This is a genomic window from Pseudomonas matsuisoli, from assembly GCF_014647635.1.
GTDB lineage: Bacteria > Pseudomonadota > Gammaproteobacteria > Pseudomonadales > Pseudomonadaceae > Pseudomonas_P > Pseudomonas_P matsuisoli.
This window is the reverse complement of record NZ_BMPO01000003.1, coordinates 587,101-603,482: the sequence shown is the minus strand read 5'-3', so window position 1 is coordinate 603,482 and position 16,382 is coordinate 587,101. Positions and strand designations below refer to the sequence as shown.

18 protein-coding genes are annotated in these 16,382 nt (G+C 60.6%); 9 read left to right on the top strand and 9 right to left on the bottom strand.

Going from position 1 to position 16,382, the window contains the following annotated elements; all coding sequences use genetic code 11:
* Nucleotides 1-29 precede the first annotated feature (29 nt).
* From wrbA to IEY47_RS09120, 8 genes are all read left to right on the top strand, one after another.
* Nucleotides 30-629, top strand: coding sequence for an NAD(P)H:quinone oxidoreductase (wrbA, locus tag IEY47_RS09155; protein ID WP_188982887.1), 600 nt, complete (start codon nt 30-32; stop codon nt 627-629).
* Nucleotides 630-760: 131 nt separating this feature from the next.
* Entirely contained in the window at nt 761-832 is a 72-nt protein-coding gene (pqqA, locus tag IEY47_RS09150) for a pyrroloquinoline quinone precursor peptide PqqA (protein ID WP_188982961.1), read from the top strand.
* 77 nt (nt 833-909) lie between these two features.
* The gene (gene pqqB, locus IEY47_RS09145) at nt 910-1,821 is read left to right on the top strand and encodes a pyrroloquinoline quinone biosynthesis protein PqqB (RefSeq protein WP_188982886.1); all 912 of its coding nucleotides are present in this window, start codon (nt 910-912) and stop codon (nt 1,819-1,821) included.
* Between the two features lie 16 nt (nt 1,822-1,837).
* The gene (gene pqqC, locus IEY47_RS09140; RefSeq protein WP_188982885.1) at nt 1,838-2,590 is read left to right on the top strand and encodes a pyrroloquinoline-quinone synthase PqqC; all 753 of its coding nucleotides are present in this window, start codon (nt 1,838-1,840) and stop codon (nt 2,588-2,590) included.
* A gap of 34 nt (nt 2,591-2,624) precedes the next feature.
* On the top strand, nt 2,625-2,900 hold the full coding sequence (gene pqqD / locus IEY47_RS09135) for a pyrroloquinoline quinone biosynthesis peptide chaperone PqqD (protein ID WP_188982884.1): 276 nt from the start codon (nt 2,625-2,627) through the stop codon (nt 2,898-2,900).
* The gene (pqqE, locus tag IEY47_RS09130; protein ID WP_188982883.1) at nt 2,872-4,026 is read left to right on the top strand and encodes a pyrroloquinoline quinone biosynthesis protein PqqE; all 1,155 of its coding nucleotides are present in this window, start codon (nt 2,872-2,874) and stop codon (nt 4,024-4,026) included. The genes pqqD and pqqE overlap by 29 nt, the downstream gene beginning before the upstream one ends.
* Before the next feature lie 30 nt (nt 4,027-4,056).
* Nucleotides 4,057-4,509 carry an REP-associated tyrosine transposase gene (locus IEY47_RS09125; protein ID WP_188982882.1) on the top strand — a complete coding sequence of 151 codons (453 nt, stop codon included), beginning with the start codon at nt 4,057-4,059 and terminating at the stop codon, nt 4,507-4,509.
* A gap of 124 nt (nt 4,510-4,633) precedes the next feature.
* The gene (locus tag IEY47_RS09120; RefSeq protein ID WP_188982881.1) at nt 4,634-6,490 is read left to right on the top strand and encodes a S9 family peptidase; all 1,857 of its coding nucleotides are present in this window, start codon (nt 4,634-4,636) and stop codon (nt 6,488-6,490) included.
* Nucleotides 6,491-6,680: 190 nt separating this feature from the next.
* Here the strand turns inward: IEY47_RS09120 and IEY47_RS09115 are convergent, their stop codons facing one another.
* The 3 genes from IEY47_RS09115 to IEY47_RS09105 all read right to left on the bottom strand — a co-directional run bounded on the left by IEY47_RS09115 (nt 6,681) and on the right by IEY47_RS09105 (nt 9,377).
* Nucleotides 6,681-7,253, bottom strand: coding sequence for a cysteine hydrolase family protein (locus tag IEY47_RS09115; protein WP_188982880.1), 573 nt, complete (start codon nt 7,251-7,253; stop codon nt 6,681-6,683).
* An 87-nt stretch (nt 7,254-7,340) separates the two neighbouring features.
* Entirely contained in the window at nt 7,341-8,243 is a 903-nt protein-coding gene (locus tag IEY47_RS09110) for a PhzF family phenazine biosynthesis protein (protein WP_188982879.1), read from the bottom strand.
* 15 nt (nt 8,244-8,258) lie between these two features.
* A complete protein-coding gene (locus IEY47_RS09105) occupies nt 8,259-9,377 on the bottom strand; it encodes a metallophosphoesterase (RefSeq protein ID WP_188982878.1) in 1,119 nt (372 codons plus the stop codon).
* A 200-nt stretch (nt 9,378-9,577) separates the two neighbouring features.
* Here IEY47_RS09105 and IEY47_RS09100 point away from each other — a divergent pair, with 200 nt between their 5' ends.
* Nucleotides 9,578-10,048, top strand: a complete 471-nt coding sequence (locus IEY47_RS09100; protein WP_188982877.1) for a bacteriohemerythrin — start codon at nt 9,578-9,580, stop codon at nt 10,046-10,048.
* 157 nt (nt 10,049-10,205) lie between these two features.
* Here IEY47_RS09100 and rlmF read toward each other — a convergent pair whose 3' ends face one another.
* The 6 genes from rlmF to IEY47_RS09070 all read right to left on the bottom strand — a co-directional run bounded on the left by rlmF (nt 10,206) and on the right by IEY47_RS09070 (nt 16,375).
* Entirely contained in the window at nt 10,206-11,180 is a 975-nt protein-coding gene (rlmF, locus tag IEY47_RS09095) for a 23S rRNA (adenine(1618)-N(6))-methyltransferase RlmF (RefSeq protein ID WP_188982876.1), read from the bottom strand.
* A 75-nt stretch (nt 11,181-11,255) separates the two neighbouring features.
* Nucleotides 11,256-12,197, bottom strand: coding sequence for an alpha/beta hydrolase (locus IEY47_RS09090; protein WP_188982875.1), 942 nt, complete (start codon nt 12,195-12,197; stop codon nt 11,256-11,258).
* Nucleotides 12,198-12,414: 217 nt separating this feature from the next.
* The gene (locus IEY47_RS09085) at nt 12,415-14,241 is read right to left on the bottom strand and encodes an SLC13 family permease (protein ID WP_188982874.1); all 1,827 of its coding nucleotides are present in this window, start codon (nt 14,239-14,241) and stop codon (nt 12,415-12,417) included.
* A gap of 33 nt (nt 14,242-14,274) precedes the next feature.
* The gene (locus IEY47_RS09080; RefSeq protein ID WP_188982873.1) at nt 14,275-14,571 is read right to left on the bottom strand and encodes a winged helix-turn-helix domain-containing protein; all 297 of its coding nucleotides are present in this window, start codon (nt 14,569-14,571) and stop codon (nt 14,275-14,277) included.
* A 119-nt stretch (nt 14,572-14,690) separates the two neighbouring features.
* On the bottom strand, nt 14,691-15,485 hold the full coding sequence (locus IEY47_RS09075) for an ABC transporter ATP-binding protein (RefSeq protein WP_188982872.1): 795 nt from the start codon (nt 15,483-15,485) through the stop codon (nt 14,691-14,693).
* A complete protein-coding gene (locus IEY47_RS09070) occupies nt 15,485-16,375 on the bottom strand; it encodes an ABC transporter permease (protein ID WP_188982871.1) in 891 nt (296 codons plus the stop codon). The genes IEY47_RS09075 and IEY47_RS09070 overlap by 1 nt, the downstream gene beginning before the upstream one ends.
* Nucleotides 16,376-16,382 lie beyond the last annotated feature (7 nt).

The following is a 16,382-nucleotide window of genomic DNA, read 5'->3' as shown; positions in this document are numbered from 1 at the left end:
TCCGTTCATCCATGCCTGGAGGCATATCAATGGCAAAAGTTCTCGTTCTTTACTATTCGACGTACGGTCATATCGAAACCATGGCTAATGCGATGGCTGAAGGCGCGCGTGCGGGCGGCGCCGAGGTCGACGTCAAGCGCGTTCCGGAAACTGCCCCGGAGGAGGTCGCCAAAACGGCGCATTTCAAGCTTGACCAAGCTGCACCGATCGCCAAAGTGTCGGAGCTGGCGCACTACGACGCCATCATCATCGGGACGCCTACCCGATTCGGGCGTATCAGCAGCCAGATGGCAGCGTTTCTTGACCAGGCAGGCGGTTTATGGGCGCGAGGGGAATTGAACGGCAAAGTTGGCGCGGCTTTCACCTCAACCGCGTCCCAACACGGCGGGCAAGAGACAACGTTGTTCTCCACCATCACCAACCTGCTGCACTTTGGGATGATCGTCGTCGGGCTGCCTTACAGTCATCAGGGGCAGATGACACTCGATGAGATTGTCGGCGGCGCGCCCTACGGCGCCACCACTATTGCAGGTGGCGACGGCTCTCGCCAGCCCAGCGCGATCGAGTTGGAGGGCGCCCGCCACCAAGGTGAGTTGGTCGCGAAAACGGCAACCAAACTATTTGGCTAACGAAAGACGCGTCGCACTTCCATGGCGGGGGAACGGTCTGTTGTAAGGATGCACTTCTGCAAACTGCGGAACAGGTGCGTACAATAGTCGCAGTCGGGATAGTCCGACATTTTTGAAAGAGGTAAATGCTCATGTGGACCAAGCCTGAATTCACAGACCTGCGCATCGGCTTCGAAGTGACCCTGTACTTCGCAAACCGTTGATCGCTCCTGATGCCCCAGCGGCCCGAACGCCTAGCGTTTTCCGGTCGCGGGGCATTTTTCTTTTCCAAGGTTATTGAATGTTCATCCAGATTCTCGGCTCCGCGGCCGGCGGCGGCTTCCCTCAGTGGAACTGCAATTGCCCGAACTGCAAGGGCCTGCGTGCCGGCACGCTGAATGCAAAGGCACGTACCCAGTCATCCATTGCGCTGTCCGACAATGGCGTTGATTGGATTCTCTGCAACGCTTCTCCTGATATCCGTGCCCAGCTGGAAAGCTTCCCGGCGCTGCAGCCAGCGCGGGCGCTGCGTGATACGGCGATCGGCGGCATCATTCTGCTCGACAGCCAGATCGATCACACCACGGGCTTGCTGACACTGCGTGAAGGTTGCCCGCACGAGGTGTGGTGCACCGAGATGGTCCATCAGGACCTCACGACCGGCTTTCCGCTGTTCAACATGCTCAAGCACTGGAATGGCGGCCTGCGCTGGAACCGTATCGATCTTGATGCCGGTTTTACCGTTCCTACTTGTCCGGCACTTCAGATCACGCCCATTCCATTGCGCAGTGCCGCGCCACCGTATTCGCCGCACCGCAACGATCCGCACCCAGGCGACAACATCGGGCTGCTGGTGCGCGATACACGTACGGACCGCACGCTGTTCTATGCGCCAGGGCTGGGCAAGATCAGCGACGCGCTGCTGGAAACCATGCGCGCGGCCGATCTCGTATTGGTAGATGGCACGCTCTGGACCGACGATGAAATGCAGACCCGCGGGGTCGGCAGCAAAACGGGTCAGGAAATGGGTCACCTCGCACAAAGCGGCCCCGGTGGCATGATCGAGGTGCTGGATGGATTGAGTAAACCACGCAAGGTGCTCATCCATATCAACAACACCAACCCGATCCTCGATGAAGATTCGCCTGAGCGAAAAGTCCTCGGCGAACACGGTATCGAGGTGGCGTTCGACGGCATGGGCCTCGAACTGTGAGTGAGGAGGGCAGATCATGACGGCCGAGGCAATGACTCCCGAAGCCTTCGAGCGGGCACTGCGCGCGAAGGGCGACTACTACCACATCCATCACCCGTACCAGGTGGCGATGTACGAAGGCCGTGCGACACGCGAGCAGATCCAAGGCTGGGTCGCTAATCGCTTCTACTATCAGGTCAACATCCCGCTAAAGGATGCCGCCATCCTCGCGAATTGCCCGGATCGCGATACGCGCCGCGAATGGGTGCAGCGCATCCTTGATCACGACGGTGCACCCGGTGAAGAGGGCGGCATCGAAGCATGGTTGCGTCTTGGCGAGGCCGTAGGTCTGGACCGCGAGCAAGTGTTGTCCCAAGAGCTGGTGTTGCCTGGCGTGCGCTTCGCTGTCGATGCCTATGTGAATTTCGCTCGTCGTGCCAACTGGCATGAAGCCGCGAGCAGCTCGCTTACTGAGCTGTTCGCGCCGCAGATTCACCAATCGCGACTGGACACCTGGCCCACGCATTACCCCTGGATCGATCCGGCCGGCTATGACTACTTCCGCACGCGTCTGGGGCAGGCGCGACGTGATGTCGAGCATGGCCTGCGTATCACGCTCGAGCACTACACCACGCGGGATGCGCAAGAGCGAATGCTGGAAATTCTTCAGTTCAAGCTCGACATCCTGTGGAGCATGCTCGATGCGATGAGCATGGCCTACGAGCTACATCGTCCGCCGTACCACACCGTTACTCATGCGCGTGTATGGCACAAGGGTATCGCGCTGTGAGCCCGTGCTCGCCCCGCTTTCAAGAGAGTCTGCCATGACCGTTGCATTGCACCAGACGCCCGTCTTTCGTCGCGGCTACCGCTTTCAGTTCGAGCCCGCGCAGGACGCGCACGTACTGCTATACCCCGAGGGCATGATCAAGCTCAACGGTAGCGCAGCCGAAATACTCAAGCAGGTCGACGGTCAACGCGACGTCGCCGCCATCATCGCCGCGCTGGAAGCGCAGTTCCCCGGATTTCCGACCCTGAAGGACGACGTGGTCGAGTTCATCGAGGTGGCCTGTGGCAAACACTGGATCGAGCTTCGCTAAGCCTGGGGTAGTAGTCGGTCAGCCCTTCTGGTTATTGGCCGAGCTGACCTATCGTTGCCCGCTGCAATGCCCGTATTGCTCCAACCCTGTCGATTTCGCCAAGCAGGGCACCGAGCTGACCACGGACGAATGGATCGACGTCTTTCGCCAGGCGCGTGACATGGGCGCGGCGCAGCTAGGTTTTTCGGGCGGCGAGCCGCTGGTGCGGCAGGATCTGGCACAGCTGATCAAAGCCTCGCGTGACATGGGGTACTACACCAACCTCATCACCTCCGGTATTGGCTTGACGGAAAAGCGTATCGCCGAGTTCGCCGAGGCGGGCCTCGACCACATCCAGATCAGCTTTCAGGCGGCCGACGAGGAGGTGAACAACATGCTCGCCGGGTCGCGCAAGGCGTTCGCGCACAAGCTGGAAATGGCGCGGGCGGTGAAGGCCCACGGTTATCCGATGGTGCTCAACTTCGTTACTCATCGGCACAACATCGACAGCATCGACCGCATCATCGAACTCTGCATCGAGCTCGAAGCCGATTTCGTCGAGCTCGCAACGTGCCAGTTCTACGGCTGGGCGGAACTCAACCGCGCCGGGTTGCTGCCGACCAAGGCCCAGCTCGAGCGCGCGGAGCGGATCACCAGTGAGTGGCGGGAAAAACTCGAAGCGCAGGGGCATCCGTGCAAGCTCATCTTCGTTACCCCCGACTACTACGAAGAGCGCCCCAAGGCGTGCATGAACGGCTGGGGCAATCTGTTTCTCGACATCACACCGGATGGCACTGCCTTGCCGTGCCACAGCGCCCGGCAGCTTCCGGTGCAGTTTCCCAACGTCCGTGACGCCAGCTTGAAGCACATCTGGTACGAGTCTTTTGGTTTCAACCGTTTTCGCGGTTACGACTGGATGCCAGAGCCTTGCCGTTCGTGCGATGAGAAGGAAAAAGACTTCGGCGGCTGCCGCTGTCAGGCCTTCATGCTCACCGGCAACGCGGAGAACGCTGACCCGGTCTGCGGCAAGTCCGAACATCACGGCATCATCCTCGCCGCGCGGGAAGAGGCAGAAATGGCGGCGCTGGGCATGGATCAGCTGCAGTATCGCAATGAGAAGGCGTCGCGGATCATTGCGAAGGTGTGAGGGGGCGAATCCGCTTTTTAGGGGAAACGAATGCAGTTCCATGGACGGGATTTGCAAAAGGGACGGGTGTCCGTACCGAATCAGATTTACGTAGTGACGGCAGTTACGTGCGAGCGAAAGAGGGTATTCGCTGACAGTGCTTTAGCGAAATTTGCCTCTCGGCGTTTGCATGCGGCTTCAGTCGACGACTCAATCAAGACCTTGGCTTGGGTGGTCATGCCAGATCACATTCATTGGATGTTCGCACTGAAGGATGGTCCGCTTTATCGCCCGGTGCAGCGCGTGAAGTCTTTTATAGCGCGCGACATTAATGCGGTTATGAGAGTGTCTGGTCAACTGTGGCAAAAGGGTTATCACGATCGTGCGATGCGGAGTGAGGAGGATGTTCGCGCTCTTGCTCGATACATCGTGCTGAACCCGGTTAGAGCGGGTTTGGTTAGCCGCGCCAGTGATTATCCCTACTGGAATGCGGTTTGGCTTTGAATCACTGTTCGCGAGCAAGCTCGCTCCTACAGGAGGAACGCGGCACTTTTGTAGGAGCGAGCTTGCTCGCGAATGCGATTGGACTGTCCTCACCGTAAAACCGGCTAACTCGGAGAAGAGCCTCATGCCCACCACTCCCTACGGCTTTTGGCCTTCCGACTGGACCGCGGACATGGCGGCGGCTGCCAGCGCCGATTACGCGGAACTGCGGGCGGGGCACGGCGGGGTGTTTTGGGTGGAATACCGACCTGACGAAGGCCGCTGTTCCCTGTGGTTCCATCGCGACGGTCAGGCTCGGGCTTTGACACCACCCAATTACTCCGTACGCAGCCGCGTTTACGAATACGGCGGCGGCGCGTTCTGCGTAACGGATGCTGGCATCGCCTTCGTCAACGAAGCCGATCAACAAATCTACCTTCAGGGGCTGAGCGAAGGATCACCGACGCCACTGACGGCCAATGAGACTCGGCGTCACGGTGACGTGCTTTTCGACCCTATTGGTAACGCCGTCCTCTGTGTAGAAGAGGACCACACTGAAAAGACCGTGCAGCATCGTCTGGTGACGATCGCCATTCCCTCCGGCGAGCGAACGGTGATCGCCGAAGGCGCGGACTTCTACGCGTCGCCTGCCCTAAGCCCCGATGGCCGGCGACTTGCCTGGATCGAATGGGACAGACCGGAGCAACCCTGGACCTCGACACGACTGGTCACGAGCACGCGCTCAACCTGCGGCTCTTGGACAGAGCGTTGCCGGGTCGCGGGAACTCAGGGTGACGCGTCGTTGCAACAGCCGCGTTTCGATGCCAATGACCGTTTGTACTGCCTGAGTGACCGGGCGGGCGCCTGGCAGCCTTGGTGTGAAAAAGCAGGCGGATGGACCCCGGTCGACGCCGAACGCATCGCCGATCACGCGCCAGCGCCATGGCAGCTGGGGGGCTGCAGTTACCTACCATTGGAAGAGGGTAGTTATCTCGCGTGTCGGCTGGAACAGGGCTTTGGCGTACTGGTCGCCTGCCAAGCGGGTGTGGAGCGGCGTTTCGCAACGCCTTACACGCGTTTTCGTAGCCTGGCATCGGATGGCGAACAGGTTTATGTCATTGCCGCCGCGGCGCATTGTGGCTCGGCTGTATTGGCGATCACCTGGGACAACGGCGAGGTGCGCGTCTTAGCGGGTGGCCATGCGCCCTTGGCGGCAGACGAGTTGTCCACCGCGGAGCCATTCGAATACCCCGTGTCTGGGGAGCGCGCGCATGGTTTTTTCTACCGACCACAAAACGCTGCCTCTCACGCACCGGTGGGGACATTGCCGCCTTTGGTAATTTTCCTTCACGGCGGACCGACGTCCGCCTGCTATCCGGTGTTCGATCCGCGCATCCAATTCTGGACGCAACGCGGTTTTGCAGTCGCCGATCTCAATTACCGGGGCAGCAGTGGCTTTGGTCGCGACTACCGCTTCCGCTTGAAAGGCGAGTGGGGGGTTACCGACGTGGAGGACGCCGTTGCGGCGGTGGACTATCTGGCCGCTCAGGGGTGGGCGGATGGTCAACGCGCATTCATTCGTGGCGGCAGCGCCGGCGGGTATACGGCGCTGTGTGCATTGGCCTTCACCGACCGTTTCCGCGCGGGTGCCAGCTTGTACGGAGTGAGCGATCCGCTTGCGCTGGGCAAGGCGACCCACAAGTTCGAAGGGGATTATCTGGACTGGTTGATTGGCGACCCGGACCTCGACCGGGATCGCTACGAGGCGCGTGCGCCGCTTCTGCATGCCCAGCGAATCACCACGCCGGTGATTTTCTTTCAGGGCGGGCGTGATGCGGTGGTGGTACCCGAACAGACCGAGCACATGGTCGAAGCCTTGCAGCGCAACGGCATCGAGGTCGAATACCACCTCTACCCCGACGAGCGCCACGGCTTCCGACAAGCCGCAAACCTCGCGGACGTGCTGGAGAAGGAGCTCGCGTTTTACCAACGGTGCCTGTGAACACGCCCATGGATGCTTGGCCATCGTAGGCTGGGTGCGAACCTGGAGCTCTTCCAAAAAACGCCACAAAAAACCGGAAAATACGCGGGTTTCACCCGCCCTACGGATCGTTCTGTAGGCCGGGTAGAGCCCGGCTTGCGATGAGGCGGGGCAGGCTCCGCAGAAAAGCCCGCCCTAGCCAGCGAACAGCCTAAAGCTTCGCCAGCTCGTCGAGCGTCACCACATCGGTGACGGTTCGTAAGGTCCGGATGGAATCCTCGTGGTCTGCAGTTTCAGCCGCAGCACACGCCTCTTCGAGGATCAAGACCTCGTAGTCGCGATCATGGGCATCCCGAGCGGCGCTCTGGACGGCCATCATCGTACTGACGCCGGCCAACACCACGCGAGTGACGCCGCGTGCACGCAGCGCGGGGTCGAGTTGGGTGCCATAGAACGCATTTACCCGCGGTTTGGTCAGCACGATATCGGCTTTGGCGGCATCCAGGTCAGGATGGAATGCCATGCCGGGGCTGCCTTCTTCCAGCACGCCGTATTCGTGTGCCTTGCCGAATAGCTTCGAGTGCTTGGGCTGGTCGGGATAGCCTTTGGCGAAGCCAACTTTGACCAGCACGGTCAACCAACCCTTTTCCTTGGCGATCGCCAAGGCGCGGTTGGCATTGGCGATGACGTCGCGGTCGATGACCTGTTCTGCCGCGCCGGCCATCTTGCCGTCAGGGTGGGTGATATCGACGATGTAGTCCAAGCCGATGAAAGCGGTTGTCATGCGTCCTCCTGTCGAGTGTCTACGCGCGAATTCACGATGAGGTCCAATACGGACCGCAGATGACGTGCCCGAGTGCAATCGAGCGTGTCACGCCAATGGCTCGTCCGTCGGCAATGAGGTGGTAAGCGTGCCGTCGACGAGGGTTACGCTATGCCCGCCGATCCATGGATCCCCTGAACGGTAGATCACACTCACCCGCCCGTCGCGATGCAAGCGAGTCCCTTGGCGTGCGCGGTATCCATCACGTGTCTGGCTACCGTCCGGGAAGTCTTGTGTTTGCAGCAGACGTGCGAGGCAGGCATTGGCCGAGCCCGTTACCGGGTCTTCGACCAGCGAACCGTGTTCGACGAGGAACGTACGCAGCTCGTACTCGGCGATCAACGCGTCGGGCTGGGGCGCATAGATCGCAAGGCCCGTGGCGTTGCATGCGTGAAGCAGCTCGTTCAGCGCGGCGACGTCGGGCTCGAGTGCAAGGCACGCTTCGAGCGTCGGCACGCGTACCAGCAACCATGGAATTCCCGCCTGCACGCGTGTCGGAGAGGTGCCCGCACAGCGATAGGTTCCAGCCAGCGCGCGGTCTAACGTTGGTAGGTGACGGTCTTCCAACGGGAGGACGTCAGCGGCCGGTGCCCGAAAGGCGAGCGCGCCATCGCTGCGGGTTTCGATCTGGATGAGCCCCGCTGCGCATTCCTGCAGTAATTGTCCTGGCTCGCGTGTTTCCAGCCCCGATTCGAGCAATGCATGCGCGGTGCCGAGCGTTGGATGGCCGGCGAAGGGCAATTCGGTATCCGGTGTGAAGATGCGTACGCGGTAGTCGGCCTCGATCGACGTCGGCGGCAGGACAAAAGTCGTTTCCGAGAGGTTGGTCCAGCGTGCGATGGCCTGCATGTCGGCGTCCGAAAGCCCGTCCGCCTCGAGTACCACGGCCAGCGGGTTGCCTTTGAAAGGAGCCTGGGTGAAGACGTCGACCTGTTTGAAGCGGCGAATCATTGCAAAATCCTCTGGTTAGGCGGCGACAAGACGGATGCGGGTGATCTCCGAGGGTGCGGCAAAGCGAATGGGAGGGCCCCAATAACCGGTGCCTCGGCTGATGTAGACCGTCAGTTTGCCCAGGTGATGAATGCCTGCGACCCACGGCTGCTGCATGCGCACGAAATGCATCCACGGCCAGAATTGCCCTCCATGGGTGTGCCCGGACAATTGAAGATCGAAGCCCGCGTCCCTGGCGGCCTCCGAGGACCGTGGCTGATGCGCCAGCAGGATCTTGCATGCATCCGTTGGTGCGCCCGCGATGGCGGCGCGTGCATCACTCGTGTGGGACGGCTCATACGCGCCCGCGGAATAGTCGGTGATACCCGCAATGACCAGCGCTGCGCCTTCGCGCTCGATGATGCGATGTTCGTTCATCAGTACGGTCAGGCCCATGCGCCGTAGCTCGGCAACCCAGGCCGGGGCACCGGAATAGTATTCGTGGTTACCGGTCACTACGCCCACGCCATGCGCGCCGTTGAGATTCGCCAAGGGTCCGATGTGCTGAGAAAGCTGCGCGACGCTGCCGTCTACTAGATCACCAGTGACGGCCACGTAGTCCGGCTGCAAGCTGTTGACGCGTTCGACGATGCGTTCGATGTAGCGCCGCTTGATGGTCGGCCCGACGTGGATGTCGCTGATCTGCACGATCGTGAAACCTTCGAACGCCTCCGGCAGCCCCTTGAGTGGAATCTGTACGGATTTGACCGGCGCCACGCGCCGAGCGGTGTAGACGCCGACCAGCGTCACCATGCCCACGCCTACCAGCACCGCGATCGCCGAGCCCTGTGCCCAGTGCGCGGCAACGTCCACGCCTACCACCATCAACACGCCCAACACGAGCGCACGGATCAGCGCGAACACCGCCAGGCTGGAGAAGATGCCCATGGTCATCAAGCTCGCCCAGGCCAGCGGCTTGGAATTGATTCCCCGAGACCGGAAGCCGATGGGCATCAGGGCGCAAGAGGCGATCATGTAGAGGCTCGCGAGGGCTTGTCCGAGTGGGCCTATTGGCAGGAAGGGAATGAGCGAGACGGCAACGAGCAGATGAAGACCAACGATGATCGACAGCATGGTAAAGCGGGATCTGAACATGCAGGGGTTGCTCTGGTATCGGGAATGCGGGAATGCAGGGCGCGATGACGGACCGCGGGTGAATTGAGCGGACCAGCCTAACGGTCCTGTTGGGATTGCGAAAGCGCTGGCCGCTGTCCAGCGGCATTGATGTCCGTCAATGAACAGCCGTGTGCGAGCCGGCAAGCTTGCCCCTTCAAGCATCGATTGAGGACGTGGACGTGGCTCATTTCGTCTGGAGCAGTGACCTTGATACGGGTATCGACGTGATCGACGATCAGCATCGACAGATCATCGCGATGATCAATGGACTCGAAGACGCTCGTCGTGGAGTGTCTTCGACCACCGTTGCGGACATCATCGAACAACTGGTGGATTACACGATTTCTCACTTCGCGTTCGAGGAGTCGCTGATGGAGGAAGCAGGCTACGTTTTTTGTCGCGCGCACAAGCGTGTCCACGAAGTATTCATAAAGCGCGTCGAATCCTTGAGAACGCGATTTCGTGAAGGGGAGAACGTGACCGACGAGCTCGGCCAGACGCTAGGTCGCTGGCTGGTGAGTCATATCCGCAGTGACGATCGTAACTACGTCGAGGTGGTAAATCGCAATCTCAAGAAAATCACCAGCGACCATTCGCACGAGGGCTGGTTGGCGAGAGCCAAACGTACTTTTTTTGGACGGCGAGGTTAGGCATCCATAGGGGCAACCGGGCAGCCATCGCCCGGGCCGTCGTACGCTTCAGTTGCCTTCAATGTACGTTTTAAAAGGTGGATGGCTGCGTCCATCCACCCTACGGCTCCTGTAGACCGGGTGTGAACCCGGGTGCCGCCCCGACAAAAGCCACGGATTATGGCTTAAGCCATTCCTTGCGCGTGCGCGCATCGTGAAACGACCACGCCAGGAATCGGCTGCGTTTCTGGCCTTGAGCCATTTCCGCGACCCGCACCTCCACGGCCGAGGTGCGTCCTAACGCACGCTGTAGCGGGTCGAGATTGCCGCCCTTCGAGACGAGGCTCGTGAACCAGAGCACCTGCGTCGCGTAGGCTTCGCTTTCCTCGATCATTCGCCGCAAAAAGGCGAGTTCACCACCCGGACACCACAGTTCATTGCTCTGCCCGCCGAAGTTGAGCGTGGGCAGCTTTCGCTTCGGATCGAGCTTGCCTAGATTCTTCCACTTGCGCCGACTGCCGGCATGGGCCTCATCGGCATTGGTGTGAAACGGCGGGTTGCAGAGCGTCAACTCGAACCGCTCACCCGGTTGCACGATGCCGCGAAACAGCCAGTCGGGATTCGTTTGTCGACGCAGTTCGATGGCCGGTTCGAGCCCGTTGGCGGCGAGCATCGCACCCGCCGCGGACATCGCGCGCTCATCAATGTCCGCGCCAACGAAGTGCCAGCCGTAATCGCCATGACCGAGCAGGGGATAGATGCAGTTGGCGCCGGTGCCGATATCCAACGCCCGGACCGATACGCCTCGCGGTATACGGCCGGCGGCGTCTTCGGCCAACAGGTCGGCAAGCCCGTGGATATAGTCTGCGCGCCCAGGTACCGGCGGGCAGAGATAACCGTCAGGAATGTCCCAGTGGCGAATTCCGTAAAGGTGGCACAGCAGCGCACGGTTCAGCGTACGCACCGCGTGCGGATCGGCGAAGTCGATGCTGCGTTTACCGTAGGGATTGAGGATGACGAATGCCTTCAGCTCAGGCGTCGTCCGCATCAATGCGTCGAAGTCGTAATGCCCCTGGTGGCGGTTGCGAGGGTGCAGCCCCGTGGTTTTCTTGGCCTGGGGCGGTGGGCGTTTGGGCGGGGTCGTTCGGGACATGATCGGTATAGCAGGGTAGGGCGCGCTAGTGTCCCACAAGGCCACGTGGGCGGCGATCCCCGCGAGATGCCACCACTAGCCGGCATTCTCTTTTCTAGGTGTGGTGGTACCTGCAGTGGTTGGGACCGTGCCGCTCTCCATCAATTGCTCGATAGCCTGCTGATAGCGGCCTCCGCTGACGCGCATGCTGTTGTTGTGCGTGCCTCCTGGCACCAGCAGCAACTGCTTGGGATCGCGCGCGGCGGCGAACAGTTCTTCGCTGAAGCGCGCAGGGACATAACGATCGTCCGTGCCATGGACGATGAGCACCGGCATATTGATCTCTTCGATCTTGCCAACCGAATCGAAGCGTTGCGACATGATCCAGCGAATCGGCAGCGAGGTATCGGCCACCGCCGCTGCCGCGTCCGCCAGCGTCGTGAACGTGGATTCGATGATGAGACCGCGTGCCGCTACGGGTTGGCCGGAATCTGCCGCGTCTTGGCCGAGCTCGGCGGCAAGATCCACTGCGACGGCGCCGCCTAGCGAATGCCCATAGATGAGTCGCTTTGCCGGGTCGGGCTGTAATTCCGTCAGCTTCGCCCAGGCCGTGCGCGCATCTTCGTTCACGGTGCGTTCGGACGGGAGCGCCCCCCGGCTTTCGCCGAAACCCCGGTAGTCGACCGCCAGGATCGAAAATCCAAGACGGCGCAGTTCCTGGATGCGAAACAGTTGCCCGGTAAGGTTCCAGCGGGAGCCATGCAGATAAAGCAGCGTTGGCGCGTCCTTATCCTCTGCCGGCCACCACCAGGCATACAGGCTCTCATCCGCACCGAACGTCGGCACGCTCAGGTCCAGTTCCTCGACGCCAGCCGGCAAGCCGGTGTACCAACTGGCAATACCTGGCTCGATACGAAAGACCAGTTCCCGCTCGGTCTGCTCTAGCTTGGCGCAACCTACCGGCCAGCCAATGACCAGGGCGACAAGGAAAGAGAGGCTCAGCCAGCGTTTACGTAAGTTAAGAAACAATGCGGACATTGAAGCACCGTCAACGGAATGTACCGTTATAGATGCCTGCAAGCTTTCTGCCATTCAAGGCGCAGTGTCATGACCGCGTAACGATTTGTTGCTCTACGTTTAGAGTCGGGCTGCTCTGGTAGAAAAGCGATCGCCCACAAGTGGGCTCCTACAAAGGGCTCGCTTTTCTGTAGGAGCCCACTTGTGGGCGATCGCTCTTTTGCCAAGCGCCAACCCGTCAGAGCGAAAACAGCAGCGGTACCAATACCACCGTCGCTACTAGCACTAACACCGTGAACGGTACGCCGATTTTTATGAAATCCACGAACCGATATTGGCCCGGCCCTAGCACCAGGGTGTTGACCGGCGATGACACCGGCGTCATGAACGCAGCGGATGCGGCAATCGCCACGGTCATGGCGAAGGGGTAGGGCGAGACCTGCAGTTGCTGCGCAGCCGTCAGGGCGACCGGAGCCATAAGCACGGCCGTTGCTGTATTGGAGATGAATAGGCCGATGATGGCCGTGAGCAGAAACAGTGCAGCGAGCATCGCGTGCGGACTGGCGTCACCGACCACGGCGATGAGTCCCTCGACGGCTAGATTGATGCCCCCCGTGCGCTGTAAGGCAAGCGCGAACGGCAACATCCCCACGATCAGTAGCAGGCTCGGCCAATGGACGGCACGATAGGCGCTGTCCATATCGATGCAGCGAAACGCGCCCATCATCAGGCAGGCGATCAATGCCGCAACGACATTGGGGACCCAGCCGCTGACCATCAACACAACCATCACTGCTAGGCTGAGCAGTGCATAAGGGGCTTTGCTGGCCGTGGACGCGACCTCGTCGACTTCTGCGGGCAGGGTCAGTACCAGGAAATCCCGGCTTTGCCCCTGAAGAGCATGAATACGTCGCCACTTACCCGCGACCAGCAGGGTGTCGCCGGGCTTGAGCTTCTCATCAACCAATAAACCGTCGAGCGCCTGGCGGTCGCGGCGCAAACCCACGACGTTCAATTTGTGGCGGCTACGGAAACCGAGCTCTTGGATGGTTTTACCGATGAGCTCGGATTCCGGCGGAAGGGCGACCTCCACCAGTCCCAATTCATGGGAGTGAACGGCGTAGTACGAACTTTTAAGCGGCAGTGCTTCCAGACCCAGTTCGTCGTAAGCGCCCAAAAGGGCAATCGCGGGGCTGGCCAGATCGGCAAGCAGCACGTCACCGGGTAATAATTCCGTGCTGCCGGTTGCGATCAGTAGCTCAGTCCGAAAGCCCCGTTTGCGCTCGACGCCGATGACGTTGATTCCGTATTGCTGCCGCAGTTCGAGCGCGTTCAATGCCTGGTTAGCGAGGCGCGAGGCAGGCAGTACACGCAAACGGCATTCGCGCTGCGAAAGATGGTAGGCCTGAGCGAGGTCCGCCAGGGTATGGCGCCGTTGGGTATTGGATTGCTCACCCTGCGCACCGAGCCAGCGCCTGGCGAACAACATATAGACGACACCCATACCCAGAACGACAAGTCCGATGGGTGCGAAGCTAAAAAAGCCGAAACCCGAAAGACCTGCTCGTAGCAACTCGCCATGCACGACCATGTTCGGAGGTGTGGCGACGAGTGTCAGCATGCCGCTGATAAGGCCTGCGAATGCAAGCGGCATCATCAAGCGGCTTGCCGTGACATTCAGGCGAGCGGCGATGCTCAGTACGACCGGAATGAAGATCGCCACTACGCCGGTGGAGCTCATGACCGATCCTAGTCCTGCGACCACCAGCATCAGCAACACCAGCAAACGGGTTTCACTGCTGCCGGCGCGCTTGACCAACCAGTCACCGAGACGATAGGCGATGCCCGTCCGCACCAGTCCTTCGCCGATGACGAACAGCGCGGCAATGAGGACTACGCTCGGGTCGCTGAAGCCCGCAAGGGTTTCCCCTATGCTCAGAATCCCAAGGAGGGGCAGGGCAACGACGACCATCAGACCGACAACGTCCATGCGCGGCTTGTTGATGACGAACAACGTGATGCAGGTGAGCAGTAAGGCCAGGACGATGAAGAGGTCGGTGGTCATTGCCGGCTTCGCCAGAAAGGTTCGAACAGGCTATCAAGGGTAGCCGAGCGTAGCCTTGATCTGGGACAGATTCGCTTCGATCCAGCGATGGTCGATAGGGCCCCAGCTCGCGATCCGATAATGACCGGCGTTATTGCGCTCCCCCTCGGCCTGGACGAATGCGCAATCGATATCCAGATCCGCCAAGGCGAGAACGGTGTCTTGCGCTGTGCGGCGGGGCATTCCAGTAATGGCCATGAGCGCTGGAATGCTGCTCGCGCCGCCGCGGTCGATCAACCAAGCGACGTACAGACGGCGATAAAAGCTGGTTCGGGTCTTGCTCGGTTCCATGTGGCGTCCTGATCCATCGGTGGGAGCAACGAGAGTGCCAGCGCCGACCTTGGCTGGGAAGGCGCCGATATTCGCAACGGCAAGGTGCCCTTGTGGGTTGTAAGCGATGAGAAGTCGACTTAGCTCAACAACAGCGCATCGTCACTGAGCTTTTCACCCCTGACTTTTTCGAACATGGCAAGCAAATCCGGGACGTCCATGCCCTTGCGCTCTTCGCCGGACACATCGAGTACGACCTGACCTTGATGCAGCATCACCGTGCGCTCGCCGACATCCAGAGCCTGGCGCATGCTGTGCGTCACCATCATGGTCGTGAGCTGTTTTTCCGCCACGATCCGTGCCGTGAGCTGCAGGACAAAATCCGCCGTACGCGGGTCGAGTGCTGCGGTGTGCTCGTCGAGCAGCAAGATGCGCGAGGGTTGCAGGGCGGCGATCAGCAAGCTGACCGCTTGGCGTTGGCCACCGGAAAGCAGGCCGATGCGATCGGAAAGGCGGTTTTCCAGGCCCAGGCCAAGCGTCGCCAAGCTTTCGCGGAAGCCGTCGCGCATCGAGGCCCTGACCGCTTTGCCCAGGCCGCGGCGTTCGCCACGTTGCTGCGCGAGGGCCATGTTTTCTTCGATGGTCAGGTCTTCGCAGGTACCGGCCATGGGGTCCTGGAACACGCGTGCGACCCGTTTGGCGCGCTCCCACACCGGCTGCTTCGTGACGTCGGTGTCATCGATGACGATCTGGCCGCTATCGATGGCCAAGTCGCCCGAAACGGCGTTGAGGAACGTCGACTTGCCCGCCCCGTTGGAGCCGATGACGGTCACGAATTGGCCGTTTGGAATGTCCAGGGACAAACCGCGCAGGGCCGGATTCTCGATCGGCGTTCCAGGGTTGAACGTGATCTTGAGGTCTTTGGCGCTAAGCATCAGACGTTCCTCCGGCGAAGCAGGCGTTTTTTCGCCAATGGAATGACGAGGCAGATCACCACCAGCACCGCGGTGATGAGATTGAGGTCCTGTGCCTGCAGGCCAATGAACTCGCTGTTCAGCGCCAGGGCGATGAAAAAGCGATAAACGATGGCGCCGACGATGACCGCAAGGGTCGCCAGCAGCAGTTTGCGCGAGGGCAGTATGCTTTCGCCGACGATGACAGCCGCAAGACCAATGACGATGGTGCCAATGCCCATGGAGATGTCGGCGCCGCCCTGGCTTTGCGCGAACAAAGCGCCTCCCAGGGCGACGAGGCCGTTGGAGATGGCCATGCCGAGAATGATCATGGCGCCGGTGTTGATACCTTGCGCCCGCGCCATGCGTGGGTTGGAGCCCGTTGCACGAATGGCCAGACCTTGTTGGGTGGAAAAGTAGAGGTCCAAGCCGACTTTAGCCAGCAGCACGATGGCGACGAGAATCAATGGTCGTGCGATGTAATCGGTCAGCCACGTAGGCTGAAGGACGCTGAACAGGGTCGGCTCCATGATCAGCGGCACGTTTGGGCTGCCCATGATGCGCAAGTTGATTGAATAGAGCGCGATCATCATGAGGATGCTCGCGAGCAGATCCATGATCTTGAGGTGGACGTTCAGCATTGCCGTGGCGACGCCGGCCAATGCGCCCGCTGCGGTCGCGACGAGCGTCGCGGTGAATGGATCCCAGCCGCTGGCGATGAGGATGGCGGCAACGGCGCCGCCAAGCGGAAAACTGCCGTCGACGGTCAGGTCGGGAAAGCGCAACAAGCGAAAGGAGATGAACACGCCGAGGGCGACGAGCGAGAAGATCAGCCCGATCTCAAGGGCGCCAAAAAGGGAAAACAGGGACATTTAGTGG

What these genes read in the sequence shown, in the direction of transcription:
- wrbA (WP_188982887.1), top strand. Translation starts at nt 30, where the DNA reads ATGGCAAAAGTTCTCGTTCTTTACTATTCGACGTACGGTCATATCGAA.
- pqqB (WP_188982886.1), top strand. Translation starts at nt 910, where the DNA reads ATGTTCATCCAGATTCTCGGCTCCGCGGCCGGCGGCGGCTTCCCTCAG.
- pqqC (WP_188982885.1), top strand. Translation starts at nt 1,838, where the DNA reads ATGACGGCCGAGGCAATGACTCCCGAAGCCTTCGAGCGGGCACTGCGC.
- pqqD (WP_188982884.1), top strand. Translation starts at nt 2,625, where the DNA reads ATGACCGTTGCATTGCACCAGACGCCCGTCTTTCGTCGCGGCTACCGC.
- IEY47_RS09125 (WP_188982882.1), top strand. Translation starts at nt 4,057, where the DNA reads ATGCAGTTCCATGGACGGGATTTGCAAAAGGGACGGGTGTCCGTACCG.
- IEY47_RS09120 (WP_188982881.1), top strand. Translation starts at nt 4,634, where the DNA reads ATGCCCACCACTCCCTACGGCTTTTGGCCTTCCGACTGGACCGCGGAC.
- IEY47_RS09115 (WP_188982880.1), bottom strand. Translation starts at nt 7,253, where the DNA reads ATGACAACCGCTTTCATCGGCTTGGACTACATCGTCGATATCACCCAC.
- IEY47_RS09110 (WP_188982879.1), bottom strand. Translation starts at nt 8,243, where the DNA reads ATGATTCGCCGCTTCAAACAGGTCGACGTCTTCACCCAGGCTCCTTTC.
- IEY47_RS09105 (WP_188982878.1), bottom strand. Translation starts at nt 9,377, where the DNA reads ATGTTCAGATCCCGCTTTACCATGCTGTCGATCATCGTTGGTCTTCAT.
- rlmF (WP_188982876.1), bottom strand. Translation starts at nt 11,180, where the DNA reads ATGTCCCGAACGACCCCGCCCAAACGCCCACCGCCCCAGGCCAAGAAA.
- IEY47_RS09090 (WP_188982875.1), bottom strand. Translation starts at nt 12,197, where the DNA reads ATGTCCGCATTGTTTCTTAACTTACGTAAACGCTGGCTGAGCCTCTCT.
- IEY47_RS09085 (WP_188982874.1), bottom strand. Translation starts at nt 14,241, where the DNA reads ATGACCACCGACCTCTTCATCGTCCTGGCCTTACTGCTCACCTGCATC.
- IEY47_RS09080 (WP_188982873.1), bottom strand. Translation starts at nt 14,571, where the DNA reads ATGGAACCGAGCAAGACCCGAACCAGCTTTTATCGCCGTCTGTACGTC.
- IEY47_RS09075 (WP_188982872.1), bottom strand. Translation starts at nt 15,485, where the DNA reads ATGCTTAGCGCCAAAGACCTCAAGATCACGTTCAACCCTGGAACGCCG.
- IEY47_RS09070 (WP_188982871.1), bottom strand. Translation starts at nt 16,375, where the DNA reads ATGTCCCTGTTTTCCCTTTTTGGCGCCCTTGAGATCGGGCTGATCTTC.